The organism is Spirosoma sp. 48-14, assembly GCF_001898575.1.
Lineage (GTDB): Bacteria > Bacteroidota > Bacteroidia > Cytophagales > Spirosomataceae > Spirosoma.
This window is the reverse complement of the sequence record NZ_MKUD01000063.1, coordinates 247,950-270,600: the sequence shown is the minus strand read 5'-3', so window position 1 is coordinate 270,600 and position 22,651 is coordinate 247,950. Positions and strand designations below refer to the sequence as shown.

Here is a 22,651-nt window from a genome sequence, read left to right as displayed (position 1 = left end):
CGCTGGTGCCTACAGTTTGCAGCCCCTTCTCTGCGAACACTCATGTCCAAACCCTACGCATCGGCCATTGTTAAACTCCTACAGTCGCACGCGATTTACGATGACGACCGTACCTACTGGCAACTGCTCGACCAGTACGAAACGCCCATCCGTGATTATTTTCAGGTCATTGGTGTTACGCTCGATCTCAACCGACGCGAGGGGTATGCGCGTCTGGTGCAGAAAGAAATAGCTGATGACGAATCGAACGCACCTATCAAACTTATCCGCCGGGTGGCGTTGAGTTACGAACAAAGTTTGCTGGCTATCCTGCTGCGAGAATGGTTGGAAGAACATGAACTGGCAGCGTTTGCTGTGAGTAGTCACCTGAGTAGCAACCGGTTGTTTGTAACGCGTGAACAGGTTCGTGACCGGATCGAACTGTTCTTCAAAAATCAGCCGAACCGTAAAGCATTGGTTGGTAAACTGGACAGTCTGATTGAGAAACTGGCCGATATTGGCTTGTTGAAACAGACGCGTAAGGATGAGGTAAATCCAGATAATACGCAATACGAAGTAAAACCACTTCTGAAAGCCAAACTCCCCAACGAAAAGCTCGAAGAATTCCGGAATAAACTACAGGTCTATGTGGAGTCTATTTGATACGCAGCAGGCTACGGTACGACCGGGCTATCGACTCAAAACACTGGAGGTCTTTAATTGGGGAACGTTTCATGAAGGCACCAGCCGGCGCGACATCTGGAAGTTATCGCTCGATGGACAAAATACGTTGCTGACGGGTGCCAACGGGTCAGGCAAAACCACGCTGGTCGATGGGTTGCTGGCGTTGCTGGTCAATCCGCAGAAACGATTTTTCAATCAGTCATCAGGGGCGAAAAGTAGTAAGGAACGTACGGAAGAATCATACGTAGAGGGACATTACGGACGGACCCAAAGCGAAGAGCAGCAAAACGCCCGGGTAGAGAAATTGCGTCAGAACCGGGCCGATACGTATTCGATTTTGCTGGGTGTCTTTGCGAACGAAGGTGCCGGAAGCGTACCCATTACGTTGGTGCAGATTCGATGGTTCAACAGTAGCGGCCTGCAACGGAAATACCTGGTGGCGAAACTCGAACTGACCATCAGTGAACATATTCAGTTCAGCACCGACGGGCATTGGCTTCGTAAGCTGAAACGGCAATACGGCGACCGGATCGAGGATTTTGAGGCATTTCCGAAATATGCCAATGCGTTTCAGCGATTGTTCGGGATGCGGAGTGAAAAGGCCCTCACGCTATTCAACCAGACGGTGGGAATGAAAGTTTTGGGCGATCTGGACGAGTTTATCCGGACCAACATGCTCGAAGAGAGCAATGCCGAAGGGGCGTTCAAAAAGCTGATGGACAATTACCAAACGCTGCTAACGGCCTATCAGGCACTCGAAAAAGCCCGCACGCAATTAAACCTGCTCGAACCTATTCATCTGCTCAATCATGACTATCAGCAGTTGCAACAACGCATTCGGGAAACGACGGATAATCAACGTTTGCTTGAACCCTGGTTTGCCCGTGAGCGGGTGCGGTTATGGGCCGACGAACGGAATCGGCAGGAACGCGAGCTAGATCGGCTGGGCGATAAACTGACCGGGCAGGAGCAGCACTTACAGGAAGCTGACGACAAACGCGTTGAGCTGGAAATTCGATTGGGAAACAACCAGGTAGCCCAGCAAATTAAAGATCTGGAAAAGGAAATTCGTGGTGCAGAAAAAGAGAAATCGGAGAAAGAAAAGAATATTCGGGACTACAATCGACTGAACCGTTCGCTGGGGTTTACCGAGAATCCCGACGAAGCGGCTTTCCTGGATAACATTGAACGCGCTACGGCTCTGCAAAGGTCGCTGGCCGACGATAAAAAGCGGCTTGATGAACAGAAATACACCACTCGGACGAAGCTGGACGAGCAAAACAAAACGTTTCGTAAGCTGACCGCCGAGATTACGCAGTTGCTGAATAGTACCGGCAAAGTGACGGGGCGCCCGGCCGAAATCCGCCAGGAAATCATTGACGCTGTCGGCGCTACCGAAGCGGAAATTCCGTTTGTAGCCGAAATTGTGGAAGTGCTGGCCGACGAAAAACCGCTTTGGAACGATGCCATCGAAAAGGTGCTCCATAGCCTCGGCTTGTGTCTGCTGGTGCCCGATACGTACTATTCGGCGGTCAATGCGTACCTCAACGCCCACCGCGATCTGAAAGGCAAGGTTGTTTTTCACCACGTAACGGGAAAACCGCCCCGGCCTATTTTCCCTGATCCACGAGCCCTGGTCACCAAACTGGCGTTCAACCCCAAAAGCCAGTATGCAGGCTGGGTCGAAAACCACATTGCGGGTCGGTTCAACTACCTATGTACGCAAAGTCAGGTGGAGTTTGAGCGGGCCGAACGAGCCTTGTTGCCATCTGGGCTGAACCGGAATAAAGATCGCCATGAGCGGGATGATTCGCCAGCCCATCGGCATCTGCTGGGCTGGGATAATCGGGAGCTGCTTCGCGAAAAACAACGTAGCGCCCGCGAACTGAACGAAAGCATCGGTAAACTCGAAAAGGGGTTGAGTAGCATCGAAAAAGAGCTTTCGACTATTGGAAATAAAGAAAACGTATTGTCGATTTTTCTGGAAATGAAACAATTTCCGAAGATCGACTGGCAATCTGATGTACTTAAAATCAGTGCGTTGTTGAAGCAAAAGGCCGAGTTGGAAAACTCGAATCAGACGCTGAAAACCTTGCAGGAACAATTGAAAAACCTGAAGCAAACGATTGAGAAGCTGACGACGGAAAAAGACCAGACTCGCGATGATTTTCGGGATGCCGAAAAACAGAGGCAAACGTTAGCCAATGAGCAACAGGCGGCTGAGCATTTTCTGGAGAATTTCGATTCAGATAACCTTGATTCGGAGTTATCCCAATTGAATGACCTGACACGTGACTTGCGCGCCCAATTGATTTACGAGCGTTTTGGTCGACAAAAAGACGCGTTCATGGAGCGCGTGAACGATACGTTACGTCAATTCCAAAGCGAGAAAGCAAGTCAGGAGCGCCGTATTCGGGAGGCAATGAGCATGTTTAAATCGCCTTCCAAAGAAATCCGGGCTACGTTCACCGATTGGGATAGCGATACGTATGATCTGAAAACCGAAATCGACCAGTTGCCCGAATACATCGACCGGTATCAACAGATTCGGGACGAGAACATCGTGGAACTGGAAAGCCGTTTCCACGATGAGTTTAAAAGTGGGGCTACCAAAGCGTTGACCGATTACTGCAACTCGCTGGAGCTACAGCACGAGCACATCTGCGAAACCGTCGATCAGATCAACGAGTCGTTACGTAGCATTGCCTTCAATCTCAATCCAGATACATACATTCAGTTGGAGCGTACAGACAGCCGAAAGCCACGCATCCGAGATTTTCGGTTTGGTAAACTCAACGGCTGGCAGCCAGACCGCACGCAGATTGCGTTGGCCGATAATCCTAGAATGGCCGAAATTGAGCATTTCGTCAGCCGTATTCAGCCCTTTATCCGGGAATTGCAAGCCGATGAAAAGTGGCGGCAGGAGGTTACCGACGTCAGGAATTGGTCGGAGTTTAAAGCACGTGAATATTTCATGACCGATAAGACGCCCAAGCCCGGCGGTAGCTACGACAGTTCAGGCAGTTTGTCGGGGGGCGAAGCGGCTCAACTGGCCTACACGGTGCTGGGAGCGGCCATTGCGCATCAGTTTGGCATCCACCGTACTAGTGGGTCTAGTGATCGTGCCAACCACCGCTCATTTCGTTTCATTGTCGTTGACGAAGCGTTCAGCAAACTGGACGAAGATAAATCGAAATACCTGCTGCAACTTTGTCAGGGACTAGGTTTGCAACTAATGGTCGTAACACCCCTCACCTCCATTCATCTGCTCGAAAACGACGTCTCGGTGATCCACTGGGTTACGAAAGATCAGCGCGACCGGCGCAAATCGACCGTCCGCGACATCCCGATTCTGGAATATCGTGAACAGAAAGAAACGTTGTTATCCGTAGAGACGTAATACTTTACGTCTCATATGCGTCAGCAATGTGTAAGAAAACCATCCGGTCATGAGACGTAAGGTGTTACGTCTCTACATCTATAAATAATGATAACCCTTGCCGACCTACACCGTAAAGCCCTACGCCGATACGAAGCGGTTCTGAAAGCCTATTTTACGGGCGAAGACCTGTTTCCAATGGTCATTCCGGTCAATAAAACATTGGATCGCCGGGGCGGGATGGATGCTATTTTTGAGCAGCAGCGGGAATTGTTACTGAATGCCAAAAACAAAACGGGGCGTGGCTACACGCTTGATCTAAAACTCAATGCCAAAACCGGGCAGAGTGAAATTCGTAAAATCAGCGTTGACACACTGGCCGATTTTCTGTATTTTCTCGATAAAGAAGCGGAATACCAGCGCTTCATACGTAATGTCGAACAGATTCGGATTTCGTCGCCAATGTTACTGCCGCTGTTGGAGCGAATGCCGCAACTGGTCATCGAACAGGCCGATAAATGGCCCGATTTATTGAAGGTGATTACGTATTTCCTGCAACATCCGAAGCCTCAGCAATACGTGCGAAGCCTGCCGATTGCAGTACCAACCAAGTTCATTGAGACCAACCGGCCCGTGCTACGTATCCTGCTTGATCACCTGATTCCCGACCATCTGAATGCTGACGAAACCGATTTTTACAAACGCTTTCATGTGTATGTAGAAGAATCGTTAGTTAAGATTCGGTTTCTGGATGAAAACCTGCGTATATATCCCGCGTTATCGCACATCAGCGTCTGGTTAAGCGAATTTCGCACATTGTGCTTGGGCGGAAGCCGCGTATTCATCATCGAAAACCTGACCTCCTTTCTGACCTTCCCAAACCTCCCCGACAGTATCGCCATTTGGGGTGGTGGCTTCGCCGTTACGCTACTGGGCGGTACCGATTGGCTCCTCGACAAGCAACTCTACTACTGGGGCGATCTAGACGCCCACGGTTTTCAGATACTGGACCAGTGCCGCAAACATTTCCCCCAAACGCAATCCCTCCTTATGGACCGCGCTACGTTCGATGCCCATAAGCATCTGCGAGGAAAAGGCGAGCAGGTTTCGGTGACTGAGTTGCCTAATCTGACGGATGACGAGCAAGCATTATTTCAGCTACTGAACCAGAATGGCTGGCGCATTGAGCAGGAACGGTTGGGGGAGGAGTGGGTGGGTAATACGCTCTCCTCTATGATTTAAGCATCAACACCCAGTACACATACGTAGTCTTCAACCAAGCATTTTGCCAGATGCATGGGGTAAGGCAGTAGCGTATTGCCGGTGTCCCAGGCTGGCGAGAAGCGTAGAAGGTGTGGTATGCGGCATAAAATTCGTTGGCCCGTTGAGGAAGACAAGTCATCGCGAACGAAGAAAGGGACTAGCTCCACCACTTGCTGATGCTTGAAGGCAATAGTCGACCCATACACATCATATTTGGGGTCTTTCGCATTCGACAAGCGGTCGAATTTAGTAAGCGAATATATACCTTTTCGGTTATTGGGGACTTGTGTAGTTGGTATCTGCCCAATAGAGAAATAATGGAGCAGGCCGCCCGATACGGTTTCGCAGAAGCCGCTGAGCGAGGTGAAGTCTTTCCCAGGTGATTTCACGGACAAGGGTACGTACTGGGGCGTTTCGGCGTTCATCCGCATCCGTACAATTCCCAGCATGTTGACCATATCATCGTCGGTACGTCGTATCATCCGCTTTACATTGGGTACGTGCCGGAAGTCAATACAGTTGGTGGTTTGGCTCAACGTATCATTTGTCAGCTGAGGCCAGATGGTTCCGCCACGTGCATTACGCCAGTACTCAGCTTCTACGACCAGAATTGTCGGTTGCTCCAGCGACGTGACCACCCGAGCCGCAAAACTCGCAAATTGTTCGGGCGTCAGTTTGATATCGCTGCTGCCCACTTTCTGCCCACCGTTTCTGAGGAACGATTCATTTTTTCGGGCCACTATGAAGTGATCACCCAGTTGTTTGGCTGCGCCGGAATAAGGTATCCAGTTGGGCTGATCGTGCAACTGAACGTAACACTGACCGGAGGGTGTTAGCCGGACCGCCAATGCATAGTCGACGTCGCCGTACAACGTGGTTGTTCGATGGTGGTAGAGCGCAACTATCTCGGTTTGCTGAGCCAACGGTGCTTGAAGTCCTGCTTTTATGTACAAAGCCGCAGGTGACCCAAACAGCAAACCATTCTGCCGGATAATCAGATCGGACAGAGCGTTCAGTACGCGCCCTTTGTCTTTTGGTAAAAGCTCCTCTTTGTCGCTATCCTGCAGTTTTGTTGCCGATACGGAGTGCATAAACTGGGACCGAATACCGAGGGCAATACACGCTTCCCGGACAGCCCCACGTATTTTTCGCTGCGACGTGTTCCACACTTTTGTCGACTTTTCATCACCCAAATCAATCAGGGCGTAATCAAAGGGTTGTTTTTCGAGTGCAGCCGATAAGAATGTGTGCCAGTCAGCCTGTTTCTGGTTGTGTGCTTTTCGGAACGTGTCGCGCAGGTCTTTCATTGGCAACCCCTTCGGGGCTTCCAACGGGTTAAGCAATGTAAGGTCTGTCAGGAGAATGTGCTGAATCTGAACGGTATTAGATTCAGGTAGGGCATTCTTATCAAGGCTTAATAAAGTGGTTAACTGCTCATTGATCAATGAAATTCGCTGGCTGTTCGCGTAGATAACCGCAATTCGTAACGTACCGTTGGGGGCCGAGCGTTTGATGGCATCGTGCAGCAACGGACCACCGACTGTGGGCTTATCGGTTACTATTTCGCGGGAGTAAAGACACGACAGCTTTGGGCTACGAGTGGGCATTTTTATGTCTGCCGTAAGTGGCTCGTGCGGGATCAAAATGCCGTTGAGGAGTGCCATAACGCCCTCGAAAACAGACCCCCGCTCGTTGTTTGAAAAGCCCGTATGAAGCCTATGGTTGTGTCCTTTACCTTTACCAAACTCAGCTGTGTATTTGTATCCTTCTGAATGGATAATGTAGTATTCGTCTTTTACACACGACGGATCACCAAGAAAATTTGCCTGTTCGGTAGGGGCCGTCAGCAAGTCTTGCAGCTTCACAAGCGGCCGTGCTTTGAAGGCTTTCAACAGATCAGGCAGGCCATCGTCCCACTCCAGGTCCCATTCTTTGGTATGCGTGTGTTGAAATGGTTTTGTTTGCAGACGTATCAGGCCCGACCCCAATGACCAATTGTCGATTCGACTTTGATTCATCGCCATCAGTACTGATAGGCGCTGCTTATTTCTGGCGTCGCTCATGGATTCGTCGGCGTATCGCTGACAGCTAAGCCACATAAACACCCAGGGTTTGAGTTTGCCCTGTTCATTGAACCGTCCGGTCTGCGTCTGAACCTTAAAATCGAGTCGATACGCAAAATAGCCAGTCTGTTCCTTTCCCGACCGATCCAGGTATTGGTTTTTAAATGGCTGACTGACCAGGAATAAGCCGGTTTTGTCCGTGCAACTGCCCTGCACCCGGCGCCATGTGATATCCTGACTACGATCTCCTACGTCGATGGTCATCGTCTTGCCATGTAACAGGGTTGCCAGCAAACTGGGGATAGCCGTAAAGATGAGCGCGTCTTCCTGTTTGTAGTTCGTAATGAGCGACGTTGGATCGGCATAGCGCCAGTCCCAATCGGCTGGTGGCGTTTCAATGTTGTTCAAGAATCGTTCGCAGGCCGACACGATGGCCGGATTTGTTGGTTTAGTTTCGGCTATTATTTGTTTAGCCCATTGCTCGAATCCAAGCGTTAAGAGTTCGTATAGCCGGGCCGGATTGGTCAACGGCTGATGCTGCGGGTCGGTCAGCACAGTAAGCGCACGAAGCTTATCCCCGTTTGCTTCAAAACCATGCGTCAGGGAATTGGTGCAGGCCAGCAGTGCATTGTTGAGTCGCCGGTTTGGAAAGTAAGTCTTCTTTTTATGCTGGGCAAGTTCCTCTGCAAACTGCTGAACGAGCGGCTGGTGCGGAAAAGGTAAAATGGCAATAGCCATATTGGCAAGGGCTTCGGCGTTAATATCGAAGCGGGCCAGTTGAACGCGGTCTGTTAGCATGGTGTAAATAGGTGAAGGGTTATCGCAATTTCCAGTTGATGGGGTTTCCGTTGTATGTGGTATCGAGCAGCGCATCGGCCAGTGGCTGGTAGAGTGCCCGGCAGATTGGGTCCTCATCCGTGTATTCGGCCAGCAAATCAATCATAGCCGCCAGCAAGCTCGTTTCCGGAGTTTCTTTTGCCTCCGGGTTCGCGGCAAGTTCAGGAGCCCAGGCGGCATCAACAAAGTAAGCACGGAACGGTACGTTGCCCCGAATGAGTCGGCCAACTGCCTGAATGATGTAGCCAATCGTCGTTGCGGCTAAATCCCGGCGCGGTCGGGCGCGTAGTTCCGGGTCGTCGTGTAGGGTGCTGTAATAAGATCGATTCTCGACCGAACGCCAGTAATGAACGGCACTCTTACGGGCCGCTTCCGCTTTGCCCAGTAAGCCAACGCCCGTTTGCCAGGCGCCAAACGTTTCGTCGGCTTCCCAGTCCAGCGCGCGCCGGTTCATTTCGCGGGCAATAGCTTGCGCGTCATGGGGATGCGGGTAGGGTCGGGTCAGAAAAAATACGGCACCGAACGCAGCCTTACGATGCTGATTCAGAATGTTTAGACCCCGCCCCACCGCAGCCAGCGGAGCTACCAGTATGGTGCCGTCTGTTTGGGAAAACTGTTCGATGTCGGCCCGGCGGATAGCCGCGTCGGTCAGATGCCGTCCGGCTTCGTCTGGTTCTGCAATGGCCTCGTTTCGGTCAGGCACGACATACCGAATGCTGTCCTGTTTCGCTGTCCAGTGCTGGCGTAGTTCAGTTGCTACCCACCGCGCCTGCTCATACGAGTTGACGAACAGTAATAGGCGTTGACGGTCGGCCCAATGTTCGGGATCACTGGCGGCTAATTGCGTCAGTTCATTGAGTATGTCGTGAAGTTGCCCTTTCCCGCGTTGCCCGACTAACGCCCGGCATAGTTGGTTGATGGATTGCCGGACTCGGTCAGGACCTGCCCCCGATAACCGAATCGGTTTGTTGTCTTCACCCTGCTGCGGCATAAAGACAAACTGACTCTCGCGGCCAATCAACCGAACCGCTTTTTGGTCTGGCAATAGTACACCATCGGGCTTGCCTACATGAAAGGTGGTTGAGTCCGGCAAATATGACGTACCGGACATGGCCAGTACTGCCGGTCCAGGCTGACCCGTATAGTCCGTCAGGAGTTGGTGGAGGTTCAGGACGTAGTCACGACCAATGTTCGTATACGCAAACAGATTGAGTGTATTAGTTTGCTTGCTGGGTTGTCGGTCGGAGCGAACCGTACCACTGGCGTAATACGTGCCAAACTGCCGCCCTGTCAACGGCAGTGGAAGAATGCTCCGCATGGTTGTTTGGTTTCGGTAGCTGGGTGACTTCTGCTGAATTGTAGCTGGCCGGTTGGTCCAGTCGAAGAAGACGATGCGGGTGTGCCGGTCGAGCAACGTTACCGTCAACGCAAACTGCAAGCGGGTTGCCAGCGTACTCAACGTATCAACCTCGTACTCCCGCTGGTATTTGGGGCGACTTGTGTCCTGCTGAAACGTAGTAATCTGCTCCTTCAGCTTTTGTAGTCGTTGTTCGGTTTTGGGAAACGTTCGTCGTATCCAGGATTGGCAGCGAAGTAGAATTACGTTATCGGTTGCATTATCACCAGTGCTGTTAATCTGATTCAGAATTGTACAAAGTTCAAAAGCCGCATCTGCTTCATTCAGTCGGTCTGGGCGCAGCGGGTCCGGTTCATTCAGAAAACTGGCAAATACGTCGAAAATGGTTTGTGTTTCGGTATCCTGCCTACGACGCTCTGCCAGAGACAACGTGCGGTCGTCAAACTCGGCAAAGCCAGCTAGTCGACGTGATAGTTTATAAAACAACGTCATCGGGGTAAAGTAGTGGCGGCTTACCCACTGCTGAATAACTGATTGCCCATTTGCCCGGTGAAGCAGGGTCAATACCGACGAAACGATATGCTGCGCATTCCGTTCGGCCCCAATCCAGCGTAACGTACCTGATGGCATATTTCCACGGTTCTGCACGGCGTATTCTTCAGCGTTGACCGTGATCTTGTCGAGAATACCGTCGTTTCCGTTCGTTAGCGTGACAAGTGTGGCAAACTGATTGTCGAACCAGTTAATCAACGTATCGACCTCGTCGAAAACGACCACATCCGACTGCTCGTAAACCAGTTCCCCCACACGAATAGGCCGACTGTCGAGCTGTCGGGGTAAGGTGCCACTGCTCATGCCGCCCGGCGTCGTAATCCAGACCCGGGCTGTCGGTAAATCCCGATACAACTGATACTGCGGGCAAACGGGCAGGTAAGGGCAGGCACATTTAAGCTTTTTCGTTTTTTTTGACTTATCTGGCTTCTTCTTCTCTGCCTTTTTCGTTTCGTCAACAAGCTGTATAATCTGGCAAGGCTCAGTGCCGGGAATAAACGATTTTGATTGCATGACGTTGACCCGGTCGCTATCGCTGATGTGGTATTGCAGCGGACACAGGGAATTGAGCCAGCGTTCACCCCAATGGAATGCCCCGCACTGTGCGTAGGCTAGGTACGTAGTCGATGCATAAAAGCCGCGCATATGCGTATGCAGCGAACTCCGCCCGAAAATGGGAACCGCAACCGGAGCATCAGTATCAGGATCGTCGCAGAACCATTCGTTAATCTGATTTGCCAGTTGAATCGCCGTCTGCACGTCGCTGACAAGAAGCGTTATTCGTTTCTCGGGGTGATCCTTGACGATGTGAGCCGCCAACAGCGAAGCCAGCGTTGATTTGCCGGACGACACCATGCCTGCCAAATGCATAAATCCGCGAATCGTAAACGTCGAGGTTGGATCAGGGGGTAATTTGCCCGCCGAATCAATGATATGACAACGTAGTTCCGACAGGCGTTTTTGCCAGTTTCTGGGCGTAATGGGTAGTCGGCGGGCTAGCGTTGTCTCGCACTCATCCAGGTGTTGTGCCAGCGCCGTAAACGCGGCCATATCGACCTGGAAAGGGGCGCGTACGGCAGGTGGAGACAACCATGTCGGTTTCGTCTGACTGCTGATCGACCCGGGCGATAGGTTAAAGAGAACGTCGCGTTCCTCGGTTTGGAGTTGAGTGTTGCCGATATTGATCTGCACCTGACCGGAGCCTTTGTACGAACCCGCTTGTGTAGTATACGGATGAGTATTTCGCTGCCGAAACGGTAGTTGTTGGCTCAACCATTTATCATACAAGTGTTCATGTTGCTGTTCACGCTCGTGTGGTGGACGTTTGGCCGCGTCGATGTACTGTGTATCGAAGTCCGTTTCTGTAATTATGTACATCCTGAGGTGAAGGGGAAGACGCTGGTAATCGCGCACTGCGTTCAACCAGTTGAACTTCTCCGGGTATGGAATCAACTGCCGTCCATTGGCCCAGGCTTTCTTCTGCGTTGCTGATAGCTTTCTCAGTCGAATATCGGCTATTGGCGCTTTGCTCAACAAGACCCAGGCCGCCGTGATAGGTTCGTCGGACAGATTTAGCTTTTCCATCAGCACGAATGCTACTTCAACTTGTAGCAGGATGTTAGCGTCTGTCCCAGACAGGCCATGCGTATCGTGTAGATAGTCGATCCTATCCTGCCAGTCATCGGGGGCAATTAGTAACGTAGACTGTCTCATGCTTTTTTACGTTTAGTGGATAGTGCGCGTGCATGTTGTGTAACGCGCTCGACAAACTGGCTGTGGGTAAGTATCGAGATGGAAGCAGGTAATTGGGCGTTCTCCCCAAGTAGACGCATATAGATCTGATCGCTTTGGGCGCGGTCATCAGGAATTACATAAAACCCGGCCCGATAAGCCAGCGCGCCAATGCCGGGAAGAATAGTTAGTGTACTCGCCAGCCGAACGGGATTGCGATGGTCTTTGATGTCGACAGCCCAAGCTGTACCATCAGAAAATTCAATCCGTATATCGTATTGATCCAGCATGGGCCAGAGCGTTAGTTGGCGAATGGCGTGGTTGTGTGTCGTCTGTATCCGCTCAAGGTCAGCCAACAGCTTTAACTCCGGTACGCCCGGCAAATAAACCTGCCAGTGAATACCCGGTCGAATTCTAAGCATACCCGCTTCCCAGGGTACCGCCTGTGTCGTATTGTGCGTATGGTTGTTACAGCGCGTTGGTTGCACCCCATGTAGGCGACCATTTTGCCCATGAAGTGGTCCACACCTATGGCAAAGCCATTGCGTAGTACTGTCTGAACATTCCTCATACAAGCCACTTACATCCTCAATTGGGACAATTTTGCGCGACTTCCAGAAAGCCTGACGAATAGCCGCTGTTGTTGTAAACGGATGCTCGATCAGATACCGACGTATCTGCGTGTAAACAGCATCGATGGCCTGTTGGCCGACTTCAGGTGCTGTCTCACGTTCTGCTTTTAACTCATTAAGCAGGCGTTGAAAGCGAAAATTATCCAGCGCATGCTGCGTGTGTTCGAATCGATACGACGTCGTTATAGCCGCTTTTCCGACTAGCACGTTATAATAGTAAGAAAGGCCTTCTTCGGTTAGCGAACGCTCGCGTACCAGGCCAAATGTCGGATCAAAATTGTCGGGAATGTACCAGCTTTCAGGCCACCAGTCCTGTACTGGCTGAGACCAGCGTTGCAGCATTTGCCATAAGGTTGGAGGCAGTTGGCCTGTTTGGAAAAGAATCTGCGTTGCCCGGGCTAAATTTTGGGGTAATGGATAGGGCTCATTATCGGGCCGGTCGAAAAACTCTTTCAACCCTATAATCAATAAATTGAAGGCATCAACTTCGTTCATAAAACGACTCGTTTCTTTTGTGAAACAATTGTGCTACAAATGAAAGAATAATTTTGATTTGTGTCAATAGGGAAATGGTCGTTTCTTTGGAGAAACATGGCATATCACGTAAATATCGAAAAAATGGCGGCACTTCTTCGCTCCAAACGGGCGGATAGGGGGCTGCGTGAGGTGGCTGATGAGATAGGAGAGGTTAGCCCTTCTACGTTGTCGAGAATTGAGAACGGTAAGATTCCCGATCTGACCACGTTTTTGCACCTATGTAATTGGCTCGACATAGCACCTGCTGAGTTATTTGTTCAGGAAGACGAATCGGTTGCGGAACCACCGGATACGTCGGAATCTATAGCCTTGTTGTTGAGAGCTGATAAACGACTCGACCCCACTGCCGCAAACACACTTGCAACTCTGATTAAAGCTGCTTACGGGCATTTACCTGGACAAACCGCAAAAGGTGAGTAGAATCAATAAAAATTCTTTGCTATCGTTCGAATTCAGACAGCGTTGTGAGGCAATTGCTGTGAACGAACGGCATCGACTTGGGTTGCAGAGTTTCGATCCGTTACCCGCCCATACACTTGCCATCGATTACAACGCAACGCTACTCACCCCTACGGAACTGCCTAATGCCGAACTGAAGTTGGCTCACTGGCTGGAGAGTCAATCAACCTGGTTTGCTGTAATTATTTGTCAACAGCCGCTGACTATCCTGTATAACCCTGCTTGTTCTGCGGCCCGGCACCAGTCCAATATGATGCATGAGTTCGGTCACGTGCTACTGAAACATCCAATGAATGAACTGAATACTGATACAGGGGTAGTTATCAAAAATGCGACTCACGAACGGGAAGCGGCTTATCTTGGTGCTTGCCTTCAACTGCCCAAACGGGCACTAGAATGGGCAATACAGCAAGGAATGTGTAAAGAAGATATTTGCAAGCATTATACGGCGAGTGAACAGATGGTTCAATACAGAAGTCGGATTTTACGTATCAACCTTCAATAGGGTAGCTTACGCTATCAGCTTCCAGCCAACCAATTTGTGAGATTAGTTGTTTCATAAGTGATACAGTTGGATAAAATGAGGTAGGTAAAATCAAAACCGGTATTACTTTTGTATCATAGAATAGTCAACTGTATCATCAAAAAAACTATCCACTTTATTATATGACACCCATAGCCCAATCGACTGAACACCAGCTTAATGACCAAATGCGGGCCTGGTTCGATGGGTTTATGAACCATCTTCGGGTGGATCGGATGTCGCTGGAAACCAATACGGCCACTACCGAAAAACAGGATTTTTACCATCGGATGGCAGCCGCTGACGCTACTGATCTAGCGTTTACATCCCGTATTCAGAGTTCACGCTTTTTTCTAGGGCGCCTAATTCTGGATTACGTTAACGAACTAAAACAACGTCAGGTTGAGCCGTGCCAACTGGCTATGGATTTTTCGGATGCGAGTGTGTTGGTATGGGCTGAGATCGACGATGACGACGAGTCGATGGAAGATCAGCTTCGGCTGGCGCAAGCCAAAATTAACGCTCAGTATAGTCAATACGGATTTTACCTGTCTTCGACTATTGTCGAAAAAAGTGACTGTTTGTCTATCCCTTCTCATTATCAATCTATTCTCAAGTAAGCATTGGCGTGGCGAGTTTTCATCGGATCGCCGAAGCGAGAACACATTGCTCAGGCCAATCGAAATTTAGATTTTCTGGAGCAGGCAAATCAATCACTAAACCCATTCTGGGATTGGCAGGTAACAGCCGCTTTCTACGTCGGTGTTCATCTGATTAACGCACATCTGGCCCAAAAATCTGGTTTGAGTTTCCGTTCGCATCAGCAGGTCGATGAAGCCATTAATCCATTCAATCAACTATCCCTGACGAAGCTGTCAGAAACAAACTATCTGGCTTACGACAAATTGCAGGGGTTAGCCCGTCGGGCTCGATATTTGTGCAACGAAGATCGGGCCAACAAAGTAGCATCCGCTCATTTCACGTACGACAAGCACTTTGCCCGCGCTATCCGCAACATGGATATTCTGATCAGTTTCATTGAAAAGGAATACAACGTAACCCTAAAAAGAATTGCTGTAAAGTGCATTGAGCTGAAGAAAGGGAGCCTACAGAACATAGCCATTCGTTAGTTATCCCCACTTCTTACGACTTCTTCTCATCGACGATTTCGATAGCTTCATTTGCTACTCAACAACCGCTCATGGGGCGGGGGATCTGTATGCGGTCAATCAACGGGGAAATTGGGTATAGGACAAGTTCTTTTTTCGACAGGATTAACAGGATTATTGCGTTAATTATTGAAAAATAAATCCTTAAAAATCTTGTTAATCCTGTCGAAAAAACGTTTTACAAGTCCATATACTAAACTTGTCCTACACCCAATGTTTACATAATCGCTTCAGGACATAGATAATCGATTACACCAATACACATTTCCCAGCCAGAATATCGGCTTCGACCTTCTTATATTTCACGTCCTTAACCACTTTCCCATCCGTGTAGCGAACCGATACTTTGTCGTTACGTCCGGGTGTGGGTTGTACCTGGCGTGGCATAGGGTAGCTACTTCGCTGCGACGGGAACAGCGCACCATTTGGGGGCGTATCGTCATCTTCGTCGTCCAGAAAATCCCATTCGCTTTCTTTCGGGTTGTTGAGCAAATACTCTTTACGGGCTTCGCGCCAGGCTTCCAGTTCCGGGTCAGGATGGGTTTTGTGCCAGGCCGACGGATCGCGCAGGTATTCGTACTGCTCCCGTATAGAACGTAGCGGTCGGTGGTCGGGCGGCAGCGACCGTTTGATCATTTCGCGCTCTACGTCAGCCAGATCGCCCTGAATGTTCAGCGTAACCAGATTGCGGGCATAGGCCGTCCGAATCAGGGGCATCAGTTCCGTGAGATGCAACGTCGTTACGTCGCTGATCATGAACGCAATCAGGTCGGCATCGAGCAGGTCTTCATCGTCGGCATGGTTGAGAAAATAGGCAAACACATCGGCGTACCAGGTCTGTGCCAGGGGTTTCCATTCGGGATAGTCCTGCACGGCCTGTTCCCAGGCGTTCGAGATGGTGCTTTTCGAATAAGTGTTCACGTCTGGCTCCAGCATGAATGCCTTGAGGGCATCGGCCTGCTGAGGCAGCAATCGTCGGAAATACGGTACATAAAAATCATCGGTATAGTCGCCCCACCAGAACTCCCGAAAATCACCCCCCTGCCGAAGTGTTTCCAGCACGGCCTCCAGGCACTCGTGGGCCTGTAACTCGGTAGCCAGCAGCAGAGCATGACTGGCGAAGTTATGCCGTTTCTCATCCCAATCTTCCTCCTGAAAATGCTCATACCGATAGATGGTATCAAGCAATACGGTCGACAAATCGGTCGTGAGCGACGGACGTGGCAGGGCCAGCAACGTCGCAACTTTATCGGTCGGAATGGTATAGCCGTACTGATAAAGCCATTGAATTTCTGGGTGCTGAAAAACAGGTGGCTCGTTAGTCTGTTGGTTGCCCGCCCGAAACGACCCTTCGATGTTGATGGCATTGGCCAAACCTTCCTGCAACTGACTCAGGTTGTAGCGCATTCGGGCAAAATCCAGTTCCTGCTTCAGCGACCGTAATTGCTCTTTGGTATGATAGCCCAGCTCGGTCAGCAGCCGCAACCGGGTTTCGGCCGCGTCGGGCTTATTTTTTGCCAGATCATAGGCAAACGCTACGTGCGTGAAGTTAGCCACCTCCGATACGTGAAACTCCGACCGATCGGGATAAAACAGCGAAATGTCGGTTGGTGGACCGCCGAATAGTGCCTCTACGCTCTCGGTATCGTCCTGTTGTAAATACTGATGGGCTTTGTTGGTCAGCCCCATCAGGTAGCGCGGATGCTGCCGCTTCGGCGGTCCGATTCACGGTCTGGTCCAGCAACTCGCGGGCGCGGCTCTTCTGCCCCGTCAGTTCATAATCCAGCATCAGGTAGTTTTTCAAGATAGGTACGTTGGGGTACTGCTGAACTAGATGCTGTAACTGCTCTACCTGCCGCCGGTTGGGTCGGTTTCGCACAGCCTCATACAAACCTGCCAGTTGCGACTTAAGCTCGGGTGGTACTGTTGCATCGTTGAGCGGGTCCCAACTGATTTTGTAGCTAAGCTGCTGTAATCCCTTGACGGCGAGTCAACGCCCGTAATAGGGTTGCCGTATTTGACCGATGAGGAACGTAACCTGTTTCAGCAGCTTAACTAAAACGACTGTTGCATTGAGCAGGGACGGTTACGTGAGGAGTGGGTGAGGGAGAGATTGCCCAATGGAGACCATACACCAGGCTGATTATTGGGTATCTTTATGGTCAATCTGCCTTTGATTGCTAACCAGCCTAAACGACTAAACCTATGAAAAAGCTGCTAAACTGTAAGATAAGCCTGCTGATTATCGGGCTAGTTAGTACCATACACCTGGTAATGGCGCAGTCGGCTGCACCGGCTTCGCTTTCGGTAGGGGCGGCTAAAGTAGACATAACGCCTGCGCTGAGCGAGCTGAAAAAACCATACTATGGTATCAACGATAACATCTACTCGCGGGCTGTTGTCATCAACAATGGCAGCAATACCGTGGCCCTCGTATCGGTGGATATTGGGGGAATCAACGATGAAATGGCCGACCGGATTCTGGCAAAAATCAAAGCCATATCGGGCATCTCTACCCAAAACATTCAGCTCACGGCTACGCATACACACAGTGTACCGTTCGGAATCAGCGGGGATGTTTTTGAATCCAGGATTGCCAGCGCTGTTAAACTGGCGAAAGACAAACTGCAACCTGCCCGCATAGGCTATGGCGAAGGGGTATCGTATATTAATGTAAACCGCAACATTATCGACCCCGAAACCCGGCGCTGGTGGGAAGGACCCAATTACGATGGGCCATCCGACAAAACGGTGGCCGTGGTTACCTTCGAATCGCTGGCCGGTAAACCCATTGCCATCTATTACAATTACGCCATGCACGGGGTTATTTCCGGGATGTTCGACAAGGTGAGCGGAGATGTTCCGGGAGCCGCGTCGCGGTATCTGGAAAACAACTTCGACGATGAAACGGTAGCCCTCTGGTCGACGGGTGCCTGTGGCGATCAGAACCCAATCTATTACCAGCAGACCTACGATTTGCGCGAAATTCGCGTTAAAGAGTACGCTAAACGGGGTATCGACATTAGCAATAAAATGCCACCCGGTGGCGAAGGACTGGACCGGAACGACCCCAAAGTAATTAAACTGATGGAGCAGCAAAAACAGATGTTGCTATCGATGGGGCAACTGCTGGGCGAAGAGGTGCTACATACCATGCGGGGCATCAAGCGAAAAATAAGCAATCCGATTGTTCAGGCCGATCAGCGCGTAATTAACTGCCCCGGACGTAAGCGGCTGGACGAAGGACGGGCAGGTTACGCGGGTGTGTATGAAGATGCCGATTCCATTCCGATCCGGCTTGGCCTGATTCGGGTGGGCGACATTGCGTTTACGGCCGTCAACGGAGAAGTATTCAGCCCCATCTGGACCCGCCTGAAAAAAGAATCACCCGTTGCCAACACGATGATGGTGACGCTGACCAACGGGTTTGCCCGGTCGGGTTATATCCCTAACGATGCCGCGTTTGGTACCTATACGTTTGAAGTCGTTTCATCGCGACTCAAGCCTGGTTTTGCCGAAACCGCCATTGTCAACGGTCTCCTCGACATGCTGTATGCCAGCCTTCAGCTAAAACCGTGATGATTTTGAGGCTTTTATTCAGGTAGAAAAAGCTTATCCGCCATTAAATAGGCGGCTGAAAGGCCAATGATTACGTTAACGCTTCGGCTGTTTTTTCGGAGTAACTATCCAACTGCTCTTCTTCAACGATTTTGACATGCGGCTGATCGGCCAAAAGTTGAATGGCGTGATCGTACGGTTTATATAGTTGCCTATTTTTGGGCCGAGCTACCAACACATCGAAGCGGGCGTTACGTTGCTCAGCATAAGGGCGCAAAAGCGTAAACTGCCCTACATTAAGGGTCGCTTTGTCCGTAATTGACTGCTCTAGTTTCAAATCGAAGCTCACGGGTTTAACCAAATTAAAACTCCCGTTTTGCCAGGCAAATGCGAATTGATACGTAAAGTTTGTACCCTCTGGCTTTACAGTGACGGGCCGGTCAAACGCTTCACGTGACAATAGCCCCTTGAGCTGACGCTGAAGCCGTTTCTGGTATTCTTTCAGCAAATAGCTCTCGTCATGACGAACCTGATGTTCGCTCTCCTCATAAAACGAGAGGTAGAGTTTATAGAACTGTTCACTAATAGCCGTTAGGTCTTCTGTGTACAACACAGCCGTTTTTAATTCGCCAAACTGTAACGCGCTGCTATCCCGAATTAGAATTTCGTTATCAATCAGTTGTCTTGGATGGGCTTCGTAATCCGCAAAGACTTCCGGCTGTTTGGTTAATTGATTGGTCCGGGCAACAATTCCCTTGAAATAAGAGCGGATGACTTTCTCGGAAAATTTAGGGTAAAGCTTCCGAATACGACCTAATCGTTCGGGGTAAAGAAACGTAGCGGTGCGTTGCTCAGGAAACAGTAGCAACACGCCAACATTCAGTACCTCACCCAGCGACTGGGCGTACCGATATTGCAGGAGGCTATAGTAAAAGACTGAGTTCACGCGATTAATGTTGTTAAGAATCTACAAAACTCGCCAGCATGCGCTTTCGTTTGCAATAGATGATCGCGAATAACGGAATAATTTCCGATTTCAATCCCTTCGTGGGTTAAGTCGGCAGCCGATGCATCTAGCGAAATCAGTGACAGATTTTCCAGAAAATACTGGAATGTATCAAAAACACTTGCTTTTTCAGAGGCAGACATCCGTTTAAGTAACGGATAAAACAGATGCTTATCGTATTGGTAATGCCATGTGGCCCGATCAAACGGAGGCATCACATAAGGGTCTGTTGCAAGCGTATCATTGGCGAAAGGAAATATCTGTTCATGGTCTATCAGAATTAGCGTATCATCGTTAATCAGCAGATTAGGCTTGGTACGAAATCCACCCCGGTCGAGGTTCTTGACCAGATTGTCAAACGCAAAGATAGTGCCGAAAAGAGCGATATAACTTGATAGATATCAAATCAAATTTCTAAAGAATTGAGTTATATTTTATAATAATTTCCATTACCTTTAAATTCAATTATACCTTTATCGCGAAGAATTTGAAGTTGTTGCCTTATTTTGTCTTTAATAAAATTATTTTCAGGAAATATCTTTTTAAAGAAACTCTCTGCTTGGTAAACTTCTTTAAGCGTAAAATTTTGTGTAGGTACATCTTCAATTACTTTCATTACTTCAATGGTCCAGCTTCTTTTATCTGGTTTCTGCTTTGATAAGAACGATGTTCTGCGCCAATTTTCTAATACTGCTTCTCTATCTTCTACTTTGCCATTTTTAATAAAAAATATTCGACCTGAATTCGGTATGTTTTGAAGTAGAATGTTGCATCCAGTCCATCCTGACCTTTTGGCTTTATGACTAAGGGGTTTACGTTTCTCAATTACGTCAAATATAAAATAGTGTTTTGGGATTACGAAGAAATTTATTACTTGATAAGAACTACTTGAGTAGTTTAGAAAAAAGAAATGCGGGTTGTTATTGGTATTTATTTTTTCAATCATTGAGTTGTAAGCTCCATTTACAATTTTTAACGAGATAGAATCTTTTTTACTTTTTAATTCATACTCAGATTTACACTTTAAGCAATAAAAATCACTAACGGGAGTATTGTTGGGAAATGCATTTAAATTATCGTTACCGCAAGAAGGGCAATAAATATTGTGTTGTACCCAATTCTCAGTGAGTATTCTTGCTATTTGAGAGGCACTTTTATAACTGCCAGCAATTGGTATATCAAAGGCCAGATTCATAATGATATAACACTTGATCTAAAAGTGCGTTGATCATTTACAAAAAAATAATAGAAAAATTTCGTTTAATTAAATTGTTAAAAATAGTTTGATACCAGAGAAGAAAAAACTATTTAAACGTTAAAATTATTAGGCCAGAGTGTTTTTCAACGAACCGTCGTTTACCTCTAGGCCACTTTAGAAAGGGGTTTGTTAGCTTCAAAGTATGGATATGTTAATAGCTATGCAAGTATAAAGAATTTAATAAATAATTTATGCCTTTTGCCTGCGTATACCGGTTTTTGTATAGTGAGTATAAGCTACTCTGTGATGTTAATTGGTTGATAATCAAAAGAAAGTTTCATGCCTATTCCCTACGATTTCACATCCTCCCTGCTGATCGACGATTTCGATACGTTTATTCGTTACCTGAAAAAAGGATTTGCTACTACTCAGCAGCATGTTAAGGTAACGAACAAGCCTATATGGTCTAAAAGGTGGAATACTTCTCCAGTATAGCAATGGGGAATAAACTATCACTGCACTTTATGATGACTCCTCCTTGCCAAATGTAGCCTTTGCCTATGCATCGTAATCAATAATAAACCACTCATGGTATAGTGTGGTCAGGTAAAAGCCTTCGGGCTGGAGGCCACCAATGGCGATAAATCCGGCTCCGAACAGACTATCGTCGTAGGTAGTGTCTTTGAGGTAGACAACCAACTTGGCGTGGTCTTCGCTCCGAAAGTGATGTAGAATGGTGATGTTCGGATGGTGGCTTCGGCTGATGGGTAAAAGTATCCAATCATCACCTATCGACAGGAACTGTGGGCGAGCGGCAACCGGGTCGAAGTTGGGGTGCCAGCGGAAAATCATATCGTCGGGCGAGTACGTTTTAAACTTCCACTCCCACGTTTCGGGGCCTTCGTGTTTCTCAATAATCCGATCCCAACGGCTTTGCTTGATCCGGCCGAGCGTCTGTGCTGATAAGTCTTCTATCTGCATACATCTTTAAATCTTTTGCTGAAGTATTGGCTCTGATCAATATATAGAGGGCTAGTTAGTATGGAGCACGCAAGGCCAGGCGGTTTCCTTCGCAATCGTTTATAAGGGCCATGTAGCCTAACTCGGCCGATATTTGTTTTTTTGCTTGTAAAACATGACCACCCAGCGGCTCGACTTGTTGTAGAGCCTTGTCAATATCGGCAACAGACACATGCAGCGTAACTCCGTCTGAGGAGGGGTGATACCATTCTCCCTGGCAAAGGGCTCCCGATGCTATTTCAGGCGGAAACATGGCCATCGTCAGTGCACCCAGATCAACGACTTGTAGTTCGACCTGAAATATGGCCTCGTAAAATGCTTTGGCCTTGTCGAACTGATAAACCGGTATTTCAAACCATTGTACCCAATTTTTATACATAATAGCTAGTTTTGGATAAAGGTATAAAATAGTACTATGCAAAACCTATTAATGCCGGAATGATTTAGTGATTGCCTAAAAATAGCAGGTAGTTATGTGTTTATGAACATAGCTATATTGGCCTGGATGAGTGAATGAGCATCTGACTTACCCCGTTCATGATATAGGTTTCAAATCTTGTTCATACTCAACGACTCCACAAACGTTGGCCGCTCACGTTTTTTAGAAGCTTGTTCATAGGCATAACCCATTGCTAGTAATGGCCCTTCCCGATAAGCTCCGGCGATGAGGGAGAAGCCGACGGGGAGGTCGTGAACAGTGCCCA

Annotated in this window: 17 protein-coding genes; 8 read left to right on the top strand and 9 right to left on the bottom strand. The window is 48.9% G+C overall.

The window, feature by feature from the left end:
* The first annotated feature begins 42 nt into the window (after positions 1-42).
* The 3 genes from BGO59_RS28200 to BGO59_RS28190 all read left to right on the top strand — a co-directional run bounded on the left by BGO59_RS28200 (position 43) and on the right by BGO59_RS28190 (position 5,284).
* Positions 43-642, top strand: coding sequence for a DUF4194 domain-containing protein (locus BGO59_RS28200; protein ID WP_293689365.1), 600 nt, complete (start codon positions 43-45; stop codon positions 640-642).
* On the top strand, positions 626-4,063 hold the full coding sequence (locus BGO59_RS28195; RefSeq protein ID WP_293689363.1) for an ATP-binding protein: 3,438 nt from the start codon (positions 626-628) through the stop codon (positions 4,061-4,063). The genes BGO59_RS28200 and BGO59_RS28195 overlap by 17 nt, the downstream gene beginning before the upstream one ends.
* 87 nt (positions 4,064-4,150) lie before the next feature.
* Entirely contained in the window at positions 4,151-5,284 is a 1,134-nt protein-coding gene (locus BGO59_RS28190) for a Wadjet anti-phage system protein JetD domain-containing protein (RefSeq protein ID WP_293689361.1), read from the top strand.
* Here BGO59_RS28190 and BGO59_RS28185 read toward each other — a convergent pair.
* The 3 genes from BGO59_RS28185 to BGO59_RS28175 are packed head-to-tail and all read right to left on the bottom strand — an operon-like array spanning position 5,281 to position 12,972.
* Positions 5,281-8,166 (bottom strand): RNaseH domain-containing protein, encoded by a 2,886-nt coding sequence (locus tag BGO59_RS28185; protein WP_293689359.1) that lies wholly within the window; start codon positions 8,164-8,166, stop codon positions 5,281-5,283. The two genes, BGO59_RS28190 and BGO59_RS28185, sit on opposite strands and share 4 nt — an antisense overlap.
* A gap of 19 nt (positions 8,167-8,185) precedes the next feature.
* Entirely contained in the window at positions 8,186-11,827 is a 3,642-nt protein-coding gene (locus BGO59_RS28180) for a hypothetical protein (protein ID WP_293689357.1), read from the bottom strand.
* On the bottom strand, positions 11,824-12,972 hold the full coding sequence (locus BGO59_RS28175; RefSeq protein WP_293689355.1) for a hypothetical protein: 1,149 nt from the start codon (positions 12,970-12,972) through the stop codon (positions 11,824-11,826). The genes BGO59_RS28180 and BGO59_RS28175 overlap by 4 nt, the downstream gene beginning before the upstream one ends.
* Before the next feature lie 96 nt (positions 12,973-13,068).
* Between BGO59_RS28175 and BGO59_RS28170 the strand changes: the two genes are divergently transcribed.
* From BGO59_RS28170 to BGO59_RS28155, 4 genes are all read left to right on the top strand, one after another.
* The gene (locus tag BGO59_RS28170) at positions 13,069-13,434 is read left to right on the top strand and encodes a helix-turn-helix transcriptional regulator (RefSeq protein ID WP_293689353.1); all 366 of its coding nucleotides are present in this window, start codon (positions 13,069-13,071) and stop codon (positions 13,432-13,434) included.
* Between the two features lie 58 nt (positions 13,435-13,492).
* The gene (locus BGO59_RS28165; RefSeq protein WP_293689351.1) at positions 13,493-13,978 is read left to right on the top strand and encodes an ImmA/IrrE family metallo-endopeptidase; all 486 of its coding nucleotides are present in this window, start codon (positions 13,493-13,495) and stop codon (positions 13,976-13,978) included.
* A 161-nt stretch (positions 13,979-14,139) separates the two neighbouring features.
* The gene (locus tag BGO59_RS28160; protein ID WP_293689349.1) at positions 14,140-14,616 is read left to right on the top strand and encodes a hypothetical protein; all 477 of its coding nucleotides are present in this window, start codon (positions 14,140-14,142) and stop codon (positions 14,614-14,616) included.
* A 3-nt stretch (positions 14,617-14,619) separates the two neighbouring features.
* Positions 14,620-15,126: a hypothetical protein gene (locus BGO59_RS28155; protein ID WP_293689347.1), complete on the top strand. Its 507-nt coding sequence runs from the start codon at positions 14,620-14,622 to the stop codon at positions 15,124-15,126.
* A 288-nt stretch (positions 15,127-15,414) separates the two neighbouring features.
* Here BGO59_RS28155 and BGO59_RS28150 read toward each other — a convergent pair whose 3' ends face one another.
* The gene (locus tag BGO59_RS28150; protein WP_293689345.1) at positions 15,415-16,854 is read right to left on the bottom strand and encodes a hypothetical protein; all 1,440 of its coding nucleotides are present in this window, start codon (positions 16,852-16,854) and stop codon (positions 15,415-15,417) included.
* A gap of 516 nt (positions 16,855-17,370) precedes the next feature.
* On the opposite strand from BGO59_RS28150, the gene BGO59_RS28145 reads away from it, so the two are divergent.
* Entirely contained in the window at positions 17,371-18,744 is a 1,374-nt protein-coding gene (locus BGO59_RS28145; protein WP_293689343.1) for a neutral/alkaline non-lysosomal ceramidase N-terminal domain-containing protein, read from the top strand.
* A 70-nt stretch (positions 18,745-18,814) separates the two neighbouring features.
* Here BGO59_RS28145 and BGO59_RS28140 read toward each other — a convergent pair whose 3' ends face one another.
* The 5 genes from BGO59_RS28140 to BGO59_RS28120 form a co-directional block, all read right to left on the bottom strand.
* Positions 18,815-19,669: a DUF3037 domain-containing protein gene (locus BGO59_RS28140; RefSeq protein ID WP_293689341.1), complete on the bottom strand. Its 855-nt coding sequence runs from the start codon at positions 19,667-19,669 to the stop codon at positions 18,815-18,817.
* Positions 19,666-19,872 (bottom strand): hypothetical protein, encoded by a 207-nt coding sequence (locus BGO59_RS28135; RefSeq protein ID WP_293689339.1) that lies wholly within the window; start codon positions 19,870-19,872, stop codon positions 19,666-19,668. The genes BGO59_RS28140 and BGO59_RS28135 overlap by 4 nt, the downstream gene beginning before the upstream one ends.
* Before the next feature lie 284 nt (positions 19,873-20,156).
* Positions 20,157-20,924 (bottom strand): DpnI domain-containing protein, encoded by a 768-nt coding sequence (locus BGO59_RS28130; protein WP_293689337.1) that lies wholly within the window; start codon positions 20,922-20,924, stop codon positions 20,157-20,159.
* 561 nt (positions 20,925-21,485) lie between these two features.
* Positions 21,486-21,908 (bottom strand): hypothetical protein, encoded by a 423-nt coding sequence (locus BGO59_RS28125; RefSeq protein WP_293689335.1) that lies wholly within the window; start codon positions 21,906-21,908, stop codon positions 21,486-21,488.
* 55 nt (positions 21,909-21,963) lie between these two features.
* Positions 21,964-22,326 (bottom strand): VOC family protein, encoded by a 363-nt coding sequence (locus tag BGO59_RS28120; RefSeq protein ID WP_293689333.1) that lies wholly within the window; start codon positions 22,324-22,326, stop codon positions 21,964-21,966.
* Positions 22,327-22,651 lie beyond the last annotated feature (325 nt).

What these genes read in the sequence shown, in the direction of transcription:
- BGO59_RS28170 (WP_293689353.1), top strand. Translation starts at nt 13,069, where the DNA reads ATGGCATATCACGTAAATATCGAAAAAATGGCGGCACTTCTTCGCTCC.
- BGO59_RS28175 (WP_293689355.1), bottom strand. Translation starts at nt 12,972, where the DNA reads ATGAACGAAGTTGATGCCTTCAATTTATTGATTATAGGGTTGAAAGAG.
- BGO59_RS28150 (WP_293689345.1), bottom strand. Translation starts at nt 16,854, where the DNA reads ATGGGGCTGACCAACAAAGCCCATCAGTATTTACAACAGGACGATACC.
- BGO59_RS28120 (WP_293689333.1), bottom strand. Translation starts at nt 22,326, where the DNA reads ATGTATAAAAATTGGGTACAATGGTTTGAAATACCGGTTTATCAGTTC.
- BGO59_RS28145 (WP_293689343.1), top strand. Translation starts at nt 17,371, where the DNA reads ATGAAAAAGCTGCTAAACTGTAAGATAAGCCTGCTGATTATCGGGCTA.
- BGO59_RS28190 (WP_293689361.1), top strand. Translation starts at nt 4,151, where the DNA reads ATGATAACCCTTGCCGACCTACACCGTAAAGCCCTACGCCGATACGAA.
- BGO59_RS28130 (WP_293689337.1), bottom strand. Translation starts at nt 20,924, where the DNA reads ATGAATCTGGCCTTTGATATACCAATTGCTGGCAGTTATAAAAGTGCC.
- BGO59_RS28195 (WP_293689363.1), top strand. Translation starts at nt 626, where the DNA reads ATGTGGAGTCTATTTGATACGCAGCAGGCTACGGTACGACCGGGCTAT.
- BGO59_RS28200 (WP_293689365.1), top strand. Translation starts at nt 43, where the DNA reads ATGTCCAAACCCTACGCATCGGCCATTGTTAAACTCCTACAGTCGCAC.
- BGO59_RS28160 (WP_293689349.1), top strand. Translation starts at nt 14,140, where the DNA reads ATGACACCCATAGCCCAATCGACTGAACACCAGCTTAATGACCAAATG.
- BGO59_RS28135 (WP_293689339.1), bottom strand. Translation starts at nt 19,872, where the DNA reads ATGTCTGCCTCTGAAAAAGCAAGTGTTTTTGATACATTCCAGTATTTT.
- BGO59_RS28125 (WP_293689335.1), bottom strand. Translation starts at nt 21,908, where the DNA reads ATGCAGATAGAAGACTTATCAGCACAGACGCTCGGCCGGATCAAGCAA.
- BGO59_RS28185 (WP_293689359.1), bottom strand. Translation starts at nt 8,166, where the DNA reads ATGCTAACAGACCGCGTTCAACTGGCCCGCTTCGATATTAACGCCGAA.
- BGO59_RS28180 (WP_293689357.1), bottom strand. Translation starts at nt 11,827, where the DNA reads ATGAGACAGTCTACGTTACTAATTGCCCCCGATGACTGGCAGGATAGG.